The sequence below is a fragment of the Pseudomonas gingeri genome (assembly GCF_013386165.1).
In the GTDB taxonomy this organism is placed as follows: domain Bacteria; phylum Pseudomonadota; class Gammaproteobacteria; order Pseudomonadales; family Pseudomonadaceae; genus Aquipseudomonas; species Aquipseudomonas gingeri_C.
Window position 1 is genome coordinate 430,743 of the sequence record NZ_JACAOS010000003.1, and the last position, 17,457, is coordinate 448,199.

The window sequence follows — 17,457 nt, forward strand, 5'->3', positions numbered from 1 at the left end:
CGACTCAACGCAAGGTGCTGCAAAACCTCTGAATGGCTTCGCAGGCCCGGCCCAAGGCCTCGTCATCCAAGGCATAGGCGATGCGGATGTAGGGCCCCAGCCCAAACGCGCTGCCCGGTACCACGGCCACATCCGCTTCATCAAGCAGGGCATGGGCCAGCTCTTCATCGCTGTGCAGCAATCGCCCGGCGGCGGAGGTGCACCCCATCAGCCCGGCGCAGGAGGCGAATGCATAGAACGCACCGGCCGGGCTCGCACATTCAAGCCCGGGTATGGCGTTCAGCAACGTGACCATCAAATCCCTGCGGCGCTGGAAAACCGCCCGGCTTTCATGGATGAAGTCCTTCGGACCTTCCAGCGCCGCAAGTGCCGCTTGTTGTGAGACCGAACTCGCCCCCGAGGTCTGCTGCCCCTGCAGTTTTTCCATGGCATCGAGCAACCAGCGTGGCCCGGTGGCAAAGCCGATGCGCCAACCGGTCATGGCATAGGCCTTGGACACACCGTTCATGGTCAGGGTGCGCGCTGCCAGGCGCGGTTCCACCTGGGCCAGGGTATGGAACACCTGATTGTCGAAGATCAGGTGTTCATAGATGTCATCGGCCAGGATCAGCACCTGGGGATGGTCCAGCAAGACGTCGGCCAGGGTGCGCAATTCATCCCGGCTGTACACCGCTCCCGTCGGGTTGGACGGCGAGTTGAGGATCAGCCAGCGGGTCCGTGGGGTGATGGCCGCCGCCAGGGCGGCCGCGGTCAGTTTGAACCCCGAGCGTTCATCGCAGGTGACGATCCTCGCTTCACCGCCGCACAGTTGCACCATCTCCGGGTAACTGACCCAGTAGGGCGCGGGCACGATGACCTGGTCACCCTCGTTCAGGGTGGCCGCCAGGGCGTTGTAGATCACCTGTTTGCCGCCATTGCAGATCAAGGTGTCCTGCCAGGTGACGTCGAGCCCGTTCTCGCGGCGGAACTTGGCGGCCACCGCTTCACGCAATGACCGGACCCCGGCGACCTGGGTGTAGCGCGTGTGGCCGTGCTCGATGGCCTGAATGGCCGCCTCACGGATATGTCTGGGCGTATCGAAGTCCGGTTCGCCCGCGCAAAGTGAAATGATGGTTGCGCCTTGTGCCCGTCGCTCCGCCACTCGATCCATGATGCGGTAGGTCGCTGAAGGTTGTGCACTGGCCAGGCGAGCGTTCAGGCGTTGAATATCGGCACTCATGCGCGGCTTCTCCACTGGGTCAGGGTCATCAGACTTTCCTCTGCAGATGGTGGTAACCCAGCACGTCGCGGGCTTCCTTGAGGGTTTTGCCTTGCGCGATCAGGGCTCGGATCTCGGCTTCGACCGTTTCGATCTGGCGGGCACAAGCGGCTACTTCGGCGGCACGGGCGCGGGGCACGATGACCACGCCGTTGGCGTCGGCGACCACGATGTCACGGTCACAGACCCGCACCGTGCCGATGGACACCGGCTGGTTGACCGACTGGACCTGTACGCGGTCCTTGCCGGTGCGCATGAAGCGGCCCTTGCTGAAGATCGGATAGCCGTCGCCCAGTGCCTTGTTCACGTCCCGGCAAACACCGTCGATAACGGTGCCGGCAATTTGTCGTGTACCGGCGTACTGGGTCATGATGTCGCCCCAGACGGTGCAGTCGCTGCGCCCGCCGTTGTCGATGACCACGACGTCGCCGGGGGCCACCTCTTCAATGAAGTCGCCCACGGTGCCAGGTGGCACGCTGGCCGAGACGTACTGCACGGTAAACGCCGGGCCGACGACCACGCCGGGGTAATTGTCCAACGGCATCACGCCGAGGCATTGGCCGGGCAGACCGAGCTTGTCCATGGCATCGGAGACACCCGGGGTGTCCAGGCCTTTGAACAGGGCGAGCAGTTCCTGATCCTCGAGATTCATCGGGTGTGCTCCACGTAGATGGCTTCGAACTGGGTGTCATGCATCACCTCGGCCACCGAGCGGCCGCTGCGCACAGCCTCGACCATGCCGTCCTGGCGCCGGGCGATACGTTCGCCAAGGTCGAGCACTTGCTCGATGTGTGCCTTGGCTACAAACACCGTGCCGCAGTTGTCGGCGATGACATAGTCGTCTTCGCTGACGGCGACGCCGGCCACATCGATGGTCACGGCGGCATCAATCTGCATCACGCGATTACGGGCACTGATCATCGTCACCCCACGGCCGTAGACCGGATAACCAATGGCCTCACTCCCGTCGATATCGCGGCTGAAACCGTCGATCACCGTGCCGCGCACCTGCTTGGCGGACGCGGCATTGGCCAGGATATCGCCCCAGCAGGAAATGCCTTCCAGGCCGCCGGCAATCACCAGCACCCGATCATCGCTGTCGATCTGTTCGACCACCGGGGTGATCAGATGCACGCTGGGCGTCGTATCGGATTTGGCGGCCAGCAGCACGGTGCTGGCCCGACCGACGATTTTCGGGCACTGCCACAACGGGCGGAGCCCGACCGTGGCGCCGGGCAGGCCGAGGAAGTCGAGCGCATCGGACACGGTGTTGGTGTCCAGCGCCGCCAAGCGTTCGAGCAAATTCTGGTGGGTCATGGGGGAGCCCCTGTGGTGACGGAGGCGCCCAGTTTCGGTGAGGCTATTTGATAGGTATATTACTAATCACAGAAGCGTTAGATACGCTGAACCTATGGATTAGCCATGATCAATTTTCGTCTGATTCGTCACCTCTGGTTATTTCTGGCGGTTGCCGAAGAGCAGAATTTCGGCCGCGCCGCCAAGCGTCTGGGGATGTCCCAGCCCCCGCTGAGCGAGCAGATTCAGGTCCTGGAGCAGGCGCTCAAGGTCACGCTTTTCGAGCGCTCGCGACGTGGAGCGAAACTGACCCCGGTCGGCGCCGCGATCCTGCCGGCGGTGCGTAAATTCGCCGAGCAACTGGAACGTCTGGAGCTGGCCGTGGAGGAGGCGGTGGCGGGGCAGTCGGGCCTGCTGACCATCGGGGCGATCTCGACGGCCATGTTTGACGTGCTGCCGGGCCTGATCGAACAACTGAAGCGTGAATACCCGCACTTGACGGTGTCGGTGCGCGAAATCGACAGCGTTGAAGCCGTCCCGGCGCTGGAAGCCGGGGATATCGATCTGGCGTTTGCCCGTCTGGACGGTGATCTGGGGGCGTCGATCCAGTCGCTGCCGTTGACCGAGGACCGTCTGATGGTGGCGTTGCCCAGCGATCACCCTTTGGCTTCGCGTACACGAATCAGTTTGTCGAGTCTGGCCAGCGAACCTTTGGTGATGTTCTCTCGAAAGGTCAGCCCGGTGTATTTCGATAACTTGATCGCCACCTGCCGGGCCAGCGGCTTTTCCCCGCGTGTACTGCATGAAGTACGTTCGGTCGCTTCGCAGATTGCGTTTGTCAGTTGTGGGCAAGGGATCGCGCTCGTACCGGCGTCGCTGAAGAAACTGGCCCCCGACAATGTGGTGTTTCGAGCCCTTAGCCAGAAGCTCAACGTGGTGACCACCGCCGTGGCGTGGAATACCGCTCGTCCCAATCCGTTGGTGGAGGCGTTGGTCGCGCGGTTTCAGGCGAAGGTGTAAGCGCGGAGTGTTTTTGCATTGATAGGTTTGGCGTATGAAAACCATCCTGAATCCGTTATTTACAGAAAGCCGGAACCCCTTGAAATTGCTGCCGGTGCCGTCGGCAATCGATGTCTCGGCGACAACTCTTCATCCAAGGAGCTATTCACGTGTCTTCGCCAGCAACCTTCACTCATACGCAACTTCCGCTGGTGGTCGAGGGTGTTCAACTGAACGTCGCCGCCCTACATCGTGAAGGCACCTTGGCGCCCATCGTATTCCTGCATGGTTTTGGTTCGACCAAGGAAGACTACGCCGACATCGAGCGGCAGGCGGCCTTTGCCGGTCACCCCTTTGTCGCCTACGACGCACCGGGTTGCGGTGAGAGCCAGTGCGCTGACCTGTCGAGGATTTCCATCCCCTTCCTGCTGCAGACGGCTTTACAGGTGCTGGAGCATTTCGACATCGAACGTTTCCATCTGGTCGGTCACTCCATGGGCGGCCTTACCGCGCTGATGCTGGCCCATCAGTTTCCGGAGCGGGTCCTCAGCTTCGTCGATATCGAGGGCAATATTGCCCCGGAGGACTGCTTTCTCAGCCGGCAAATCGTCGACTATCCGGCGGAGGACCCCGAGGTGTTTTTCAGCGCGTTCATCGAACGTACCCGGCAGGCTCCGGCCTATGCCAGTGCGCTGTATTCGGCGAGCTTGCGACACAAGGTGCGGGCCGGCGCGGTGCGGGGGATCTTCCAGTCGATGGTCGATCTTTCCGATAACGCCGACCTGATGGGCAAATTCCTCGGACTGAAATGCCCACGCATGTTCATGTATGGCGAGCAGAACGCATCCCTGTCCTATCTCTTGCCTATCCAGGCCCAAGGCGTGCGCCTGGCACCTATCGAGCAGTGCGGGCACTTTCCGATGTACTCCAATCCGATTGCGATGTGGCGGGAGATTGCCGATTTCCAGAGCGGCGCTCATCTTCCACGGGAGAACGGGCTGGGGGTCTAATCAGTCAACCGATCATCAGGATGCAAAAAAACGCCCCGAACCTTATGGCCCGGGGCGTTTTCATTCAACCGAATGACTTAGTGCCCGGCACTCTGCCCACCATCCACATGCAGGATCTCACCCGTCACAAACCCGGCCGACTCCAGGTAAACAACGGCCTGGACGATATCGCTGATGTCCCCCATCCGCCCAACCGGATGCAAGCTCCCCAATGCCTCATGGGTTTCTTCGGCATGCATCGGCGTCTTGATAATCCCGGGACTCACGGCATTGACCCGAATCCCGCGTTTGGCGTACTCGATCGCCAGGGATTTGGTTGCTGAATTGAGGCCACCCTTGGTCAGCGAGGCCAGCACCGACGGCACACCTTCAATCGCATGATCCACCAGGCTGGTGGTGACATTGACGACATGGCCTTTGCCTTGTTTCTCCATCTCGGTAATCGCCAACTGGGTGATGTAGAAGAAGCCATTCAGGTTCACGGCCAACACGTTGACGTAGTCTTCGTGGGTATAGCCGGTGAAGGGTTTGGCGACGAAGACCCCGGCGTTGTTGATCAGGCTGTCGATGCGACCAAAACGGGCGACACCTTCACGGATAACACGCTCGGCGGTAGCCGGGTCGGCGATGTCACCGGCGACGGTGAGGAGGTCCGGGTCAGTGGACGGCTTGACGGAGCGGGCGGTAGCGACCACCCGATAATCGAGATCACGGTACGCCTTGACCAGCGCCGCGCCGATCCCTTGGGAAGCGCCGGTAATCACAACGACTTTTTTTGCATGGCTCATGATAAAACCTCTATAGACCGATAAGTGGGGTAGGGCGTGATTCATCAAGCGGCGGCGGACGATATTTCCCGCAGCATCTGTTCGTAGTACTCGACCGATTGCGAACCTGAGACCAGGTGACGGCCGTTAAGGATCATGGCCGGCACCGAGTTGATGCCGCGTGCGTGGTAGAAGGCTTCCAGTTCACGCACCTCGTCGGCGAATTCGCCAGAGGCCAGCACTTCACGGGCACGTGCCGCGTCCAGTCCGGCCTCGCTCGCCAAGCGCACCAGGGTTTCGCGGTCGCTCGGGTTCTGGCCGTCGCTGAAATAGGCACGCAGCAGGGCTCTCTTCAGTTCGATCTGTCGTCCTTCCTGCAAGGCCCAGAGCAACAGGCGGTGGGCATCGAAGGTGTTGTAGAAATGGCTGCGCTTCTCCAGGTCGAACTGAAAACCGATGGCCTGGCCGCGGGTCATCAGCATCTGCTTGCCGGCGGCAACTTCCTCGGCGCTGCGGCCGTATTTGCGCATCATGTGCTGGACCGCGTGCTCGCCTTCGGCCGGCATGTCCGGGTTCAGTTCGAAAGGTTTGAAGGTCAACTCGACCGACACTTCACCCGCGAGGTTGGCGATCGCCTGCTCCAGGGCTGTCGCGCCCAGGGCACACCAGGGGCAGACCACATCGGAGATGAAGTCCAGTGTGACCGGCGTGCTCATGACGGGTTCTCCGCCAGTTGCTTGCGGTATTGAGTGGTGCTGATGCCGGCATAACCCCAGTTATCGGTGTCGACTTCTTCGATCACGATATGGGTCAGGTCCGGGCGCTTGTTGAGGACCCGTTGCAGGGTTTCGGTGATTTCGGCAATCACCTGGGCTTTCTGCTCCGAGGTAACGCCATCGCGGGTGATGCGCACGCTGACAAAAGGCATGACCAGTCTCCAATGACCCGTCCATCGGCATGATGGCAGGCAGTGGCGTCAATTTATTAGGTTGTTCATGGTGGATAAATATGGGTTCGAGAACATCATTGGTAACGTGATGTAATGAGTTGGCGGCTCGGCCAGCGGGTTCGTTCAGCCGGTTTGTGATCTATAGTTCTTGAAGTGTTGGAACCGCGCAGGGAGCACCGCATGTCGATCCAACGACCAGATGGACTGAGGTCGGTCCCTACTATCGCCAGGTCGGCGGACGCCATTGCCAAGACCACCCGCAGCTTCTTTCGGCGTGGGCTCGGTCAGGTCAAGGAAGCCTATATCCTGTTTCCTCTGCTGGCCGTTGTGCTGTTGCTGGTTATCTGGGCGACGACGCTGCATTTGATCAACAGTGAACTGGCACGGGCACGGCACGGCGCTGCAACGGCCAGCCTGGAGATCGGTGCCACCTACGAAGCACAGATGCTGCGCGCTGTTCACGAAATCGATCAAACCCTCAAGCTGGTCAAGTACACCTATGAGGCCGAAGGGGAGCGTAATCCCCTGCCCAGGCTCAAAGAGCGGGCCTTGTTGCCGCCCGCCCTGTTATTTGACGTCAGTGTGGCCAATTTGAGCGGCGTGCTGGTGGCGAGCACGCGGCCCAGCGAGACGCCAACCAACGCTGAGCCCGATGAGCAACAAGCACTGTCGCACGACGATACGTTGCTGATCAGTCGTCCCTGGAGAAAGTCGGCGACGGGAGAATGGCGGCTACGCTTCAGCCGTCGGCTCAATGCGGCGGACGGTACGTTCTCCGCGATTGCCCGGGTCGAAGTCGACGCGGCCTATTTCGTCAGCAGTTATGACCCTTCGAAACTCGGCGAGCATGGCGTCCTCGGCCTCCTGGGCACCGATGGGGTTTTCCGGGTACGGCGCACCGGTGAGTTGATTCGGGCCGGTGACGCAGTGGATTACGCCGCGCTGGTTCCGGACTCCGAGGACACCCAGGCGCTGCTGGCGACCGATAGCTGGGACGGCGTGCGGCGCTACACCAGTGCCCGCCAGCTCTATGACCTGCCCCTGGCGGTGATTGTCGGGTTATCCGAAGACGAACAACTGGCCGCAGCCACCGGGCAAGCGCAGATCTATCTGTGGCGGGCCGGCGGTGGCAGTCTGTTGCTGGTGTTGCTGGTCGGCCTGCTGAGCCGGATGAGCTGGCAACTGGCGCAAAGCCGCTTGCGCACGGCCGAAGCCCAGACCCAACTGGTGGCGATTGCGCGTCAGGCCGGCATGGCGGAAATCGCCACCAATGTCCTGCATAACGTGGGGAACGTGCTCAACAGCGTCAACGTCTGCGCCGAAGTGGTGACCCGCAAGCTGCGCACCAGCAAAGCCCTGGGCCTGAGCAAAGCGGTGCAGTTGATGAACGAGCATGCCCTGGATCTGGGCCAGTTCATCTCCCAGGACGCGAAAGGCAAGCTGCTGCCGGGCTATCTGAACCAGCTGGTGGAGGCCTTGGCTGTCGAACAGAAGAGCATGGCCGACGAACTCGAACAGTTGACCAAAAGCATTGATCACATCAAGGAGATTGTCGCAGCGCAGCAATCGTATTCAGGCGTCTCCAGCCTCGCCGAGGCCGTCCAGCTACCGCAACTGATAGAGGATGCGCTGCGCATGAATGCGAGCATTCTCGCTGCCCGCCAGATCACCGTGGTGAGAGAGTTTGCCGAAACGCCTTCGTTGCAACTGGACAAGCACCGCCTGCTGATGATCCTGGTCAACCTGATTAAAAATGCCGGCGGTGCGATGAGTAACCCATCGGATCGCCCGCCGCGGATCACACTGCATACCGAGGTGCTGCCGGAGCAGACCCTGGTCATCAAGGTGATCGACAATGGCGAGGGGATTGCCGAGGAGAACCTGACGCGGATTTTTGCCCACGGCTTCACCACGCGCAAGGGCGGCCATGGCTTCGGGTTGCACAGCTGCATCCTGGCGGCCATGGAGATGGGCGGGGTCTTGAAGGTCCACAGCGAAGGACCGGGACAAGGGGCAATCTTCACCCTGGAACTGCCCCTCAAGGTTTCGACCCCGGCAGCGCTTGCATAAGCCGGGCGTACGGGGGGTTGTCGTCTACAATTTTGCTTGTGGCACCGCTGGATTCCATTGAGCCAACGTTACAAGGAATAGAACGAATGGCCGCAGTCCTCCCCGACAACCGATCAGTCAATGTCGAGACGCTTTCCAGAGCGAAAGCGTATCTGGATGTCTTCGTTTCCCTGATACGGCTGCGTTGACCCCATGACGCCAAAACTCAATACACTGGCCTTGGCAGTGATGGCGTTGTATGCCTCCACCGCCAACGCCGACGACGCCATGATGCCGACGTTTTCGCTGAGCAGTTTCGGCACGGCCGGTATTGTTCACTCCAGCGAGAAAAACGCCGATTTCACCTCCAGCATCTACAAACCCAACGGTGCCGGCCACACCCGTAACTGGGATGCCGATGTCGACAGCCTGATCGGCGCGCAGGTGATCGCCACCTTTACCCCGCAGCTCTCGGCGGTGGTGCAGGTCATCTCCGAGCAGCGTTACGACAACAGCTACAATCCCTCCCTTGAATGGGCGAACTTCAAGTATCAGTTTTCCCCCGATTTCAGCGTGCGTGTCGGGCGCACGGTGCAGCCGGCCTTCCTACTCTCCGACAGTCGCAAAGTGGGTTACACGCTGCCCTGGGTGCGTCCGCCGGGTGAGGTTTATAGCTTGATACCGGTGACCAGCACCGATGGCATGGACCTCAGTTACCGGCTGCACTTTGCTGAACTCACCAACACCGTGCAGGGCAATTTCGGCCAGAGTGGTCCGCGCCTGCCGAATAACACCGGCCGCTCCCTGGCCCGGGATTCGTGGGGCATTTCCAATTTGACCGAATACGGGGCCCTGACCACGCGCCTCACCTATCAGAAGACCCGCTTGACCCTGGAATCGCTCAATTCACTCTTCGATAGCTTCAGAGGCTTCGGCGAGGAGGGCAATGCCATTGCGGATCGCTACGACACCAAGGAAAAACCGTTTGATTTCGTCGGTGCGGGAGTCATCTATGATCCGGGCAAGTGGTTTGTCATGGGCGAGTGGGGGCGTACCGACAGCCATGCAGCCATCGGTACCATCAGCGCCTGGTACGTCAGCGGTGGCTACCGGATTGAGGCGTTCACGCCTTATGTCACCTATGCGCGGTCAAAGACGACCAGCGCAACCTCCACCGCAGGCTTGGACACCTCGACGCTATCACCCAGCTTGGCGGCGACAGCCACAGACCTCAACAGCGCGCTCAATACCGTTCTGGCAGGGAACAGCGGGCAGCAAACCCTGTCGGTCGGCATGCGCTGGGATTTCACCCAGAACATGGATGCGAAGCTGCAGTACGACCGCACGCGGCTGGACCACAACGCCACGGGCCCGCTGACCAATTTGCAGCCGGGCTATGAGCCGGGAGGCTCGTTCAATCTGTTCAGCCTCGCTGTCGATTTTGTTTTCTGATGGCACTGATCATGGGCTTTCTCAAACGTGCCGGTTGCACGGTGGCGGGGTTCGCTTTGTGCATGGGCAGCACGCTCGCCATGGCCGAGGTGGTGGTGGTTGTTGCCGCTACCAGCCCGGTACAGGCGCTGACGCGCAATCAGGTGGCGGACATCTTCCTGGGCAAGACCAATCGCTTTCCCAGCGGCAAACAGGCCATTCCCATCGACCAGACGGAAGGTTCCACAACCCGTGATGAGTTCTATACCACCTTCACCGGCAAGTCGGCCGCACAGCTCAAGGCGCATTGGTCGAAAATCATTTTTACCGGCCGGGGGCAACCGCCGGAAGCGCTGTCCAACAGTGCGGAAGTGAAGAAACGGATTGCCGGGAATCCCGATAGCATCGGCTATATCGAGGCCCGCGAAGTGGATGCCAGCGTCAGGGCGCTACCCCCCGACCCGCCATAAGTCTTTACCTGCCAGGATCGGTGTTGGCCGCCTGCGCCTGGAGCAGTGCGCCGAACTGATCGGCGGGCACCGGCTTGTTGAAGTAGAACCCCTGGAACTCGTCGCAGGCGTTGTCACGCAGGAAGTCGGCCTGTGCCCGGGTTTCTACCCCTTGGGCTACTACCGTCAGGCTGAGAGTTCGGCCCATCGCGATAATAGCCTCGGTCAAGGCTTTGTCTTCCGCCACGCTGGTGACGTCACGGATAAACGAACGATCGATCTTGATCGAGTCGAGTGGAAACTGTTTCAGCGCCGAGAGTGAAGAGTAGCCAATCCCGAAATCGTCGATGGCGATTCGGATCTTCAGTGTTTTCAGGCCGTTCAATACCCGCAGCGCATTTTTGACATCCTGCATGAGCAGGCTCTCGGCAATCTCCAGTTCCAGCAGGCTGGCGTCCATACCGGTTTCTGCCAGTATCGCGGCGAGGTCGATGAGTAAATTGTCATCGACAAACTGACGGGCCGTCAGGTTGACCGCGATTCCCAGATGCGGCAGCCCCTGCTGTTGCCAGGTGATGTTTTGCAGGCAGGCGGTCCTCAGTACCCACCTGCCGATGGGCACGATCAAGCCGGTTTCCTCGGCGACGGGGATAAATTGCATGGGCGCTATCAGCCCCAGGTCCGGGTGTTCCCAGCGCAACAGCGCTTCCATGCCGGTGATCCGACCACTGCCGATATCGCGCTTGGCCTGATAGTGGAGTCGGAACTCGTTACGTTCCAAGGCGTGGCGCAAGCCGAGTTCCAGGGTCAAGCGTTCCAGCGACTCGGCGTTGAGTTTCTCGGAGTAGAACTGGAAGTTGTTTTTACCCTGTTGCTTGGCCTGATACATGGCGATATCGGCGTTTTTTGTCAGTGTCTGTTCGTCCAGGCCGTCCTGCGCATAGAGGCTGATGCCGACACTGGCGGTCACCCGAAACTCTTTGCCGTGAAGGTTGAAAGGCTTGGCAATGGCCGAGAGGATTTTTTGTGCGGTATTCGCCACATACTTGGCCTCGGACAGCTCCGGCAGCAAGACCACGAATTCGTCGCCACCCAGGCGGGCGACGATATCGCTGGCGCGCAGACAGGCCTTGAGGCGCAGCGCGACTTCTTGCAGCAGTTGGTCACCGGCATGGTGGCCCAGCGTATCGTTGATGTGTTTGAAACGGTCGAGGTCCAGGAACAACACTGCCAGTTGTCGATGATAACGGCGCGCTTCACTGATGTTCTGGCTCAACAGTTTGCTGAACAGACTGCGATTGGGCAGCGCCGTGAGGCCGTCGTGATAGGCGAGGTACTCGACACTCTCGGCATAGGCCACTTTGTCTTCGGCGGCGCGCAAGCGACTTTGTGCCAACTGCCAGTTCATGCGGCTCAGCAGGCCGGCCAGGAGCACCAGCAACAGGCTGCCGGCGGCGGCACGCCAGAGGTAAGTCCGCGCTTGCCGGTTCACGGCGGCCAGGCGTTCTTCGGCGGATAATCCGACAATCACCGCCAGGGGAAAATCATAGAGCTGGCGCACGCTGGTGTAGCGTTGCACGCCGTCCCAGGCGTTGGTCGAAAGCCGTGCTTCGGTGTCTTCGTTGTTTGGAGCCAGTGCCGCGTAGTTGACAACATCGCCAGCCAGCACTGAATCCCCGGTACGCCGTGCCCGGAAGATACCGTCGGTTCCCAGCAGGCCGAGTACGCCCTGATCACCGAGTTTCGAGTCGTCATAACTGCTGACGAAATAGGCCGCGTCGACCTCGACCCGGGCAATGCCGGAGAAGGTACCGTCCGTTGCATTGAGGCGACGGCTGAAGCGCAGTCGCCATTCTCCCGTCAGTGGATTTTTCCAGGGGCGACTGATCAGCAGCGTATCGTTGTGCCGCAGTGTTTGCTGTTCATCCGGCTCGGTGATATTGCCCGCCTCGTTGACGCGAGTGCTCGCCACGGGCTCACCGTCCGGGTTGAGCACACTGACATCAAACAACAGGGCCGGAGGCAACAAGGCCCGCTCTTTGAGCTTGGGCAGGGGATTGCGTTCACCCTCGGCCTCATAGGTGTATTTGACCAGCTTGAGGGTTTGATCGATTTCACGAACGGCGCGCAACATCTGTGCTTCGTAGGTGGCGCTGATCTCCAGGCTGGTGGTGGCTGCGCTGCGTTGTGCCCGGGTCTGTTCTATCTTGATGAGGTAGAGGGTGGCCGACCAGATGGCCAGCACCAGCAGGGCAGCCAGCAGCGGGAATGAAATGTAGGCTTCCTTGATCGGCTCCAGAACACGCCGAAAGAGACTGCTGCGGATCTCGGAAAGGGACGCGACGGGCGTTGCGCTATCGGGAATCGATCTCCGTCCATTGGTCCGTTGGATCGACATGCTGTGCTCCCTGCGTTGTACCGACGCCCCGGACCGGCGGGCATTTGCAGGAAACTATAGACCACAAACCGTTGCGGCCTTGCGCTTGGCTGAATAACGGTAGCCTGGGGATTGCTGGGCTCAGTTGGGGGGATTAATGCAGGTTGTTGCAGAACCGCCGAATGGCTTCGCAGGCCTGTCGTAAGGCGTCGTTGTCGAGAACATAGGCGATGCCTCAGGCTCCCATGGGTTGGCCGCCGAAAATTGATGCAATTGTTTGGGGCCAAGTCCCCTGGGTCTTTTGGTGGAGGCTATTCGGTCCTGGAATGAGATGGTGTGGATTAATTGTGAAACGATCCTCATTTCGACAGAGGGCGTCGGTGTAGCTGCTGTCTAGCGGGTGAGTAGCTAGCGCAATGAAGTTCGCCATTTTTGACTCAATCGGGTGATCAAGGCAAAGTGCCAGCTTCCAAACGCTGGGAAATCGACATGGACCGCACAACCTATCTTTACCAGGACGACATCAGGAACTTTGTGACCTGGTTGGTGGCTAACCTACCGACAATGCCGGTACACCTTAAGTTTCGTAAAAGCAGGAATTACGTCCCAGATGGCTTGGATAAGATCGTCACAGGGATTCAAGGCGCTCAGGCTTGTTATCAATGGGCAGGCGATTGGGCAACGGTGAGTGCAACGCTTAAAGGTTTTAGGCAAGCAATACGCCTTTATGCACTAGCTGGCGACGATGCCGAGACTTACACGGTCTGCCGGGAAATCCTAAAGTGGGGAGGCGTCGACAACGCAAGCACCATTAGTTTTCTTGATGAGCGCAAATCTCAGAGAGACTTGGCCGCTTACCTGTTGCGAGTGGAACCACTACTTGTGCTCGACAGAGCCAACCGGCTTTCCGACATTACGGAAGAAAAAGTTCCGGCCTATAATTCAGGGTTGACAAAAATTCATGCTTTGTTCGACACCACCGGCTCTCCTATCTATGACGGTCGTGTAGGTGCGGCAATTGCTACCCTTTACCATCTCTATCGGGAAACCTTGATAGGAACCACTCACCCTCCCGCAGACCATAGGCAGTTTGCCATGGATGCAGGTCAAGGATGTCAAATTCGGGACCCGCGCCTACTTGGGCTAGGATTCGCAGGTACTCCAATACTTCGCCGTCAGAGGCCTGCGGAGTGGGCCCGGCGGCAAGTTCAACTTGGCTGGATTATGCGGGATGTCCTTGATAAATCGCCGAACCTTTTTTCCAACCTTTTGGAAATGAATCAGCGATGCCACTGCTTTGAAGCAGGGCTTTTCATGATGGGGTACGACTTGCGTGCGCTCGTACCTGGAGGGTGGCAGATACCCGAGCCCCGCCAGTTGGTAGCAAAAAGGGAATCGATGAGGAAGTCTGCTGCGAAGCATCGGGCGCGGCCCAAATAACAAGTGCTTTCTTAACAGAGGTACCGTCTTATGGCGACTCCTGTTCGTACTATCAATCGCTCCTGATTTGGTATGACGCTACCCGGCGGCCCCTAGCCACAGAGCATGAGCAGTCTGTCAGAGCCTCACAAGGAAAAATGCAATTCGGAGCACTTAATACCCTGTTATTGGTTCGTGAGGTGCTTATACAGAAGTTCTCGTGCTTCGACTTCTTCCTCCGCTTCCTCTGGAAACGCTCCAGAGATGGCCATTCTTTTCAAATGTTCGACTCTTGGTAGGGGAAAGCCATTGCTCGAACAGTGCTCTGATAACCAGTGATATGTTGTAATTGTTAGGTGGGTAAGTGGCTCGGTCTGATATTTTGGAGCCACATACGAGGTGCTTATTAATAGCGAGGCTGCGAGCCGGCGACTCATGTCCTGCGTGTATGTCGGGTGTGTCTGTGCAAATAATTTAGCTATATGTTCAACAAGGGAGACAATATACGTCAACAAATAGGGCAGGCGGGAGTAGAGGAAGGCCCACTGTGTTAAAGTCTGGTCTTTTTGCGAGAAAATAAAGTTAATGTTGTATTGTTCTGTTTTTATTGCTTTATGGTCGGTAAATAAATGCATTGCTTTGTTGCATATGCTATCAAAGCTGTCTTGCTCGGCTTTGTCATAACGAAGTTTTGCTATATAATTGGCATTCAGTCGTGAAGTTTCCCCTATGATGTCCAGTACCTTTTGGATGCGACGCGTATGACCATCTATGCCACCTGCATTCTGTGGGCGTAGCTTTGAAGGGTCATCAGCAATCATATTTGCGAATGATTTTTTGTCCGCTACCACCGACTCAAGAAGGTAAAGGCTCTCTTGGAATGGCTTTCTTAGTAGCATATATGCTATGGCGAGCTTGCCCTTTCTAGATGCTTCGAGTGCTTCGAAAATACAGTGAAGCATATCCGATAACACCGCTGGAAAGGCCATGGTGACGAGCACATCAACTTCATCATCCATACGCCCGCTTAGTTTCAGCCACTCAATCAAATCATCAGCTTGATCGAGCGCAGATTTATCCTGCTCGTCATTAAGAGATATGCTAGTAACGAATATTTCCTGCTTCGTTCCTGATGCCAGTAACTGGGCTAATACATCGTGTGCTGCAAAGCAAAATTTGTAGGCTGCGTGAAATTGCTCTGGCAGTACGGTGTTGTCTTCTAATAGTCTTTTCATTCAATATCTCCGTATTTTTCGCCGTGAAGCTATGTGGATGTTGATATTAGTGGTAATTCTACTCGGTAAGTTATCGTTAACTAAACCTGTTTTTTACCTAGAGCATCAGATTTCGGTTGAAGACCACCTAAGAGGAGCGCGCAGCAGGCTGTAGTCGAATTTTGCGTAAAATAAACGTGTCCAATTTTCTGTTAGGAGTATATTCGCAACCATCACCGCAGACAAAGATCAGACCTTTTATTTGTTTTTGCTCAAGCGTTTAGCTGCTAAGTAAGAGTTATTGATATCTGTCTCCTTTGTCGCTGAGATGCGATCAGGGTATCAAATTTATTTATTTGAAATAATAAGTACCCCATAAAGCTCTTTGGTTTCGCCTGCGCACTCGAAATAGGCCATATCAATACTTCTTATCCTTTCTTTTGATATATTAAAAATATCCTCAAATGAGTTTTGCCTCGTTAATTTTTTATTGCGCCAATCCCTGTAAATTTGAGAATATTTTTCTGAGTAATCCAAGACTCTATCTGGGGTTTCGACAAAGCAAGCATGTAATTTTAACGATGCAGTACTTGAAATTTTATCAAATAAGGATTGTGATACCTGAAGAAATGAGTCAGGCTCCACCATTCTCTGAAGATGAATGCTATTCAGCTCTTTGTCGTACCTCAATTCGTTGAGTGTGCCGAATAGGCTTTTTGTAAATGTTTCAACAGTAATGCCAAAATCAACTAGTGCGTGATGTGTTAAAAGTAGCGCTAGTCTTTGGGTTATGGAGTGGATTTTCTCATATGGATGTTTTACTAAGTCAACGTTATCACCGTGGGCGATTGTATCTCTGATTTCTTTTATTTGCTTGAAATCGTCGTTAGATAGGTTGATTATCTTAATGACGTCAGTGTCGGTGTTTTCAATTAGATAGTTATACTTGTCAATAAGGCTCAAGGTTCGCCGCTTTGGTAGCGCGGACTCAATGATTGGCCTGATGTCTGCAAGCTGTTCTGAAGTTGGTGGGTTCCTAATTGCATTCAAAGCCTCAAGTGCAGCGTCAATTTTCTCGATTTTATCATTTGAAGGTCTTATATTGTTCTCTTTGGTTAGCTTGCTGGCATAGCCATCTAGTAAGCTAACATAGCCTAATACTTTATATTCCCAGAAACCCTCATGTCGTTGCATTCCAGCCAGTCGGACCCATTGGGTTTTGCGAAAGCTTGAATTATAATAGCGTTCGAATATAGTTTGCCACGAACCATCGATGGTCGACCTAAATATTAAAGCATTACGCCAAAATGCACCTTCGTCAAAATCTCTGCCATATTTTTTAAATGCGGGGTAATACAGTGGGGCCGAATAGTTGCTCTCGCTTTTTATCCATATATTTGAAATAGAAATAGGGTATGCAATGAGGATTGATAAAAGGCCTGAGAGCTCAAGTGGCTTATTTTTAATGTCGGACAATGAAAATTCACCATCAGATTTCGTAAAAATAAAATTTACATGCTCGTGTATTGTGCGCTCCTCGCGATGTTTACTAATTGAAGAATAAATTTCGCTTTTCAGAGAGAATCTATCACCTTCATTTTCAATGCTGGCTAAGATTTGTGGAGGGGGAGATGACCAAGTCAAGTTGTCACCTGGGCTTCCTTTTACGTATTGGTCGTGCATAAACCAGTCGGAAATATCTGCATATTTTACTACTATTTCGTTAATATTGGATATTATACCTCCGCCCACCATCATACTTGAATGTATGGTGTATTCTTGATAGGTGCAGTTTGTAAGAGTAAACGTTTCGCCGGTTTTTGTTTTGGCCTTTAGATGTGGCTCTCCATCCGGCCTTATAAAGCCCCTCGCTGGGTCAAGGTTGATGCGTGGAAAATTCCCTCCTCCAAAATGTAAAATTCCCGTCCCAAGGGTGCCGTAACCGTCAAGGTATATTTCTACTTCGTGCTCGTATTGCTTTGAAAAATCGATTTCACTATTCATATGGCTTTCGGTTAGTGAGGATGAGATAAGTGTGTTGTGTACTTATAGACTAGATAACACCTAAATTCATCGTCCTCGACGGAAAGTTACGACCAAGGCGTCGCGGGGTTTCAACCTATGAAGCAGAGCGTCGTAAGAAAAAAATGAAACGATTACGCTAGGTTACGCGAGCAGCTAATCTGGTTATCCACTTTCGTGGTCGCCGAAATCATGCCGCGAGTGGCCTGCCCGCGCT

15 protein-coding genes are annotated in these 17,457 nt (G+C 56.3%); 6 read left to right on the forward strand and 9 right to left on the reverse strand.

Translation table 11 applies throughout. The features are described from left to right. Positions 1 to 4 precede the first annotated feature (4 nt). From HX866_RS06385 to HX866_RS06395, 3 genes are read right to left on the reverse strand one after another with little or no spacing between them, the layout of a single operon-like run. Positions 5 to 1,219 carry a pyridoxal phosphate-dependent aminotransferase gene (locus HX866_RS06385; protein ID WP_177125976.1) on the reverse strand — a complete coding sequence of 405 codons (1,215 nt, stop codon included), beginning with the start codon at positions 1,217 to 1,219 and terminating at the stop codon, positions 5 to 7. A 28-nt stretch (positions 1,220 to 1,247) separates the two neighbouring features. Then, positions 1,248 to 1,910: an RraA family protein gene (locus tag HX866_RS06390; RefSeq protein WP_177102314.1), complete on the reverse strand. Its 663-nt coding sequence runs from the start codon at positions 1,908 to 1,910 to the stop codon at positions 1,248 to 1,250. Beyond that, on the reverse strand, positions 1,907 to 2,575 hold the full coding sequence (locus HX866_RS06395; protein WP_177091936.1) for an RraA family protein: 669 nt from the start codon (positions 2,573 to 2,575) through the stop codon (positions 1,907 to 1,909). The genes HX866_RS06390 and HX866_RS06395 overlap by 4 nt, the downstream gene beginning before the upstream one ends. A 105-nt stretch (positions 2,576 to 2,680) precedes the next feature. On the opposite strand from HX866_RS06395, the gene HX866_RS06400 reads away from it, so the two are divergent. Continuing rightward, positions 2,681 to 3,574, forward strand: coding sequence for a LysR family transcriptional regulator (locus tag HX866_RS06400; protein WP_177091937.1), 894 nt, complete (start codon positions 2,681 to 2,683; stop codon positions 3,572 to 3,574). Positions 3,575 to 3,723: 149 nt separating this feature from the next. Beyond that, entirely contained in the window at positions 3,724 to 4,563 is an 840-nt protein-coding gene (locus HX866_RS06405) for an alpha/beta fold hydrolase (protein ID WP_177138572.1), read from the forward strand. A 77-nt stretch (positions 4,564 to 4,640) separates the two neighbouring features. Here the strand turns inward: HX866_RS06405 and HX866_RS06410 are convergent, their stop codons facing one another. From HX866_RS06410 to HX866_RS06420, 3 genes are read right to left on the reverse strand one after another with little or no spacing between them, the layout of a single operon-like run. Continuing rightward, a complete protein-coding gene (locus HX866_RS06410; protein WP_177091939.1) occupies positions 4,641 to 5,351 on the reverse strand; it encodes an SDR family NAD(P)-dependent oxidoreductase in 711 nt (236 codons plus the stop codon). 44 nt (positions 5,352 to 5,395) lie between these two features. Further along, the gene (locus HX866_RS06415) at positions 5,396 to 6,046 is read right to left on the reverse strand and encodes a DsbA family oxidoreductase (RefSeq protein WP_177102310.1); all 651 of its coding nucleotides are present in this window, start codon (positions 6,044 to 6,046) and stop codon (positions 5,396 to 5,398) included. Next, positions 6,043 to 6,258, reverse strand: a complete 216-nt coding sequence (locus HX866_RS06420; RefSeq protein WP_177091941.1) for a tautomerase family protein — start codon at positions 6,256 to 6,258, stop codon at positions 6,043 to 6,045. Before HX866_RS06420 ends, HX866_RS06415 begins: the two co-directional genes overlap by 4 nt. Positions 6,259 to 6,459: 201 nt before the next feature. On the opposite strand from HX866_RS06420, the gene HX866_RS06425 reads away from it, so the two are divergent. The 3 genes from HX866_RS06425 (at position 6,460) to HX866_RS06435 (ending at position 10,229) form a co-directional block, all read left to right on the forward strand. Then, entirely contained in the window at positions 6,460 to 8,349 is a 1,890-nt protein-coding gene (locus HX866_RS06425) for a sensor histidine kinase (RefSeq protein WP_177138574.1), read from the forward strand. Positions 8,350 to 8,541: 192 nt separating this feature from the next. Then, positions 8,542 to 9,780 carry a porin gene (locus HX866_RS06430; RefSeq protein WP_177091943.1) on the forward strand — a complete coding sequence of 413 codons (1,239 nt, stop codon included), beginning with the start codon at positions 8,542 to 8,544 and terminating at the stop codon, positions 9,778 to 9,780. A gap of 11 nt (positions 9,781 to 9,791) precedes the next feature. Next, complete coding sequence (locus tag HX866_RS06435) at positions 9,792 to 10,229, forward strand: substrate-binding domain-containing protein (RefSeq protein ID WP_177102696.1); 438 nt, start codon at positions 9,792 to 9,794, stop codon at positions 10,227 to 10,229. A gap of 4 nt (positions 10,230 to 10,233) precedes the next feature. Here the strand turns inward: HX866_RS06435 and HX866_RS06440 are convergent, their stop codons facing one another. Then, positions 10,234 to 12,606, reverse strand: a complete 2,373-nt coding sequence (locus HX866_RS06440) for a bifunctional diguanylate cyclase/phosphodiesterase (RefSeq protein ID WP_177138576.1) — start codon at positions 12,604 to 12,606, stop codon at positions 10,234 to 10,236. Between the two features lie 468 nt (positions 12,607 to 13,074). Here HX866_RS06440 and HX866_RS06445 point away from each other — a divergent pair, with 468 nt between their 5' ends. Next, the gene (locus HX866_RS06445) at positions 13,075 to 14,025 is read left to right on the forward strand and encodes a hypothetical protein (protein ID WP_177138578.1); all 951 of its coding nucleotides are present in this window, start codon (positions 13,075 to 13,077) and stop codon (positions 14,023 to 14,025) included. Positions 14,026 to 14,189: 164 nt separating this feature from the next. Here the strand turns inward: HX866_RS06445 and HX866_RS06450 are convergent, their stop codons facing one another. Both HX866_RS06450 and HX866_RS06455 read right to left on the reverse strand, forming a co-directional pair. Then, positions 14,190 to 15,239 carry a hypothetical protein gene (locus HX866_RS06450; protein WP_177138580.1) on the reverse strand — a complete coding sequence of 350 codons (1,050 nt, stop codon included), beginning with the start codon at positions 15,237 to 15,239 and terminating at the stop codon, positions 14,190 to 14,192. Positions 15,240 to 15,566: 327 nt separating this feature from the next. Continuing rightward, positions 15,567 to 17,222, reverse strand: coding sequence for a HEPN domain-containing protein (locus HX866_RS06455; protein WP_177138583.1), 1,656 nt, complete (start codon positions 17,220 to 17,222; stop codon positions 15,567 to 15,569). Between the last annotated feature and the right edge of the window lie 235 nt (positions 17,223 to 17,457).

What these genes read in the sequence shown, in the direction of transcription:
- HX866_RS06390 (WP_177102314.1), bottom strand. Translation starts at nt 1,910, where the DNA reads ATGAATCTCGAGGATCAGGAACTGCTCGCCCTGTTCAAAGGCCTGGAC.
- HX866_RS06395 (WP_177091936.1), bottom strand. Translation starts at nt 2,575, where the DNA reads ATGACCCACCAGAATTTGCTCGAACGCTTGGCGGCGCTGGACACCAAC.
- HX866_RS06435 (WP_177102696.1), top strand. Translation starts at nt 9,792, where the DNA reads ATGGGCTTTCTCAAACGTGCCGGTTGCACGGTGGCGGGGTTCGCTTTG.
- HX866_RS06385 (WP_177125976.1), bottom strand. Translation starts at nt 1,219, where the DNA reads ATGAGTGCCGATATTCAACGCCTGAACGCTCGCCTGGCCAGTGCACAA.
- HX866_RS06440 (WP_177138576.1), bottom strand. Translation starts at nt 12,606, where the DNA reads ATGTCGATCCAACGGACCAATGGACGGAGATCGATTCCCGATAGCGCA.
- HX866_RS06445 (WP_177138578.1), top strand. Translation starts at nt 13,075, where the DNA reads ATGGACCGCACAACCTATCTTTACCAGGACGACATCAGGAACTTTGTG.
- HX866_RS06420 (WP_177091941.1), bottom strand. Translation starts at nt 6,258, where the DNA reads ATGCCTTTTGTCAGCGTGCGCATCACCCGCGATGGCGTTACCTCGGAG.
- HX866_RS06430 (WP_177091943.1), top strand. Translation starts at nt 8,542, where the DNA reads ATGACGCCAAAACTCAATACACTGGCCTTGGCAGTGATGGCGTTGTAT.
- HX866_RS06425 (WP_177138574.1), top strand. Translation starts at nt 6,460, where the DNA reads ATGTCGATCCAACGACCAGATGGACTGAGGTCGGTCCCTACTATCGCC.
- HX866_RS06455 (WP_177138583.1), bottom strand. Translation starts at nt 17,222, where the DNA reads ATGAATAGTGAAATCGATTTTTCAAAGCAATACGAGCACGAAGTAGAA.
- HX866_RS06400 (WP_177091937.1), top strand. Translation starts at nt 2,681, where the DNA reads ATGATCAATTTTCGTCTGATTCGTCACCTCTGGTTATTTCTGGCGGTT.
- HX866_RS06450 (WP_177138580.1), bottom strand. Translation starts at nt 15,239, where the DNA reads ATGAAAAGACTATTAGAAGACAACACCGTACTGCCAGAGCAATTTCAC.
- HX866_RS06410 (WP_177091939.1), bottom strand. Translation starts at nt 5,351, where the DNA reads ATGAGCCATGCAAAAAAAGTCGTTGTGATTACCGGCGCTTCCCAAGGG.
- HX866_RS06415 (WP_177102310.1), bottom strand. Translation starts at nt 6,046, where the DNA reads ATGAGCACGCCGGTCACACTGGACTTCATCTCCGATGTGGTCTGCCCC.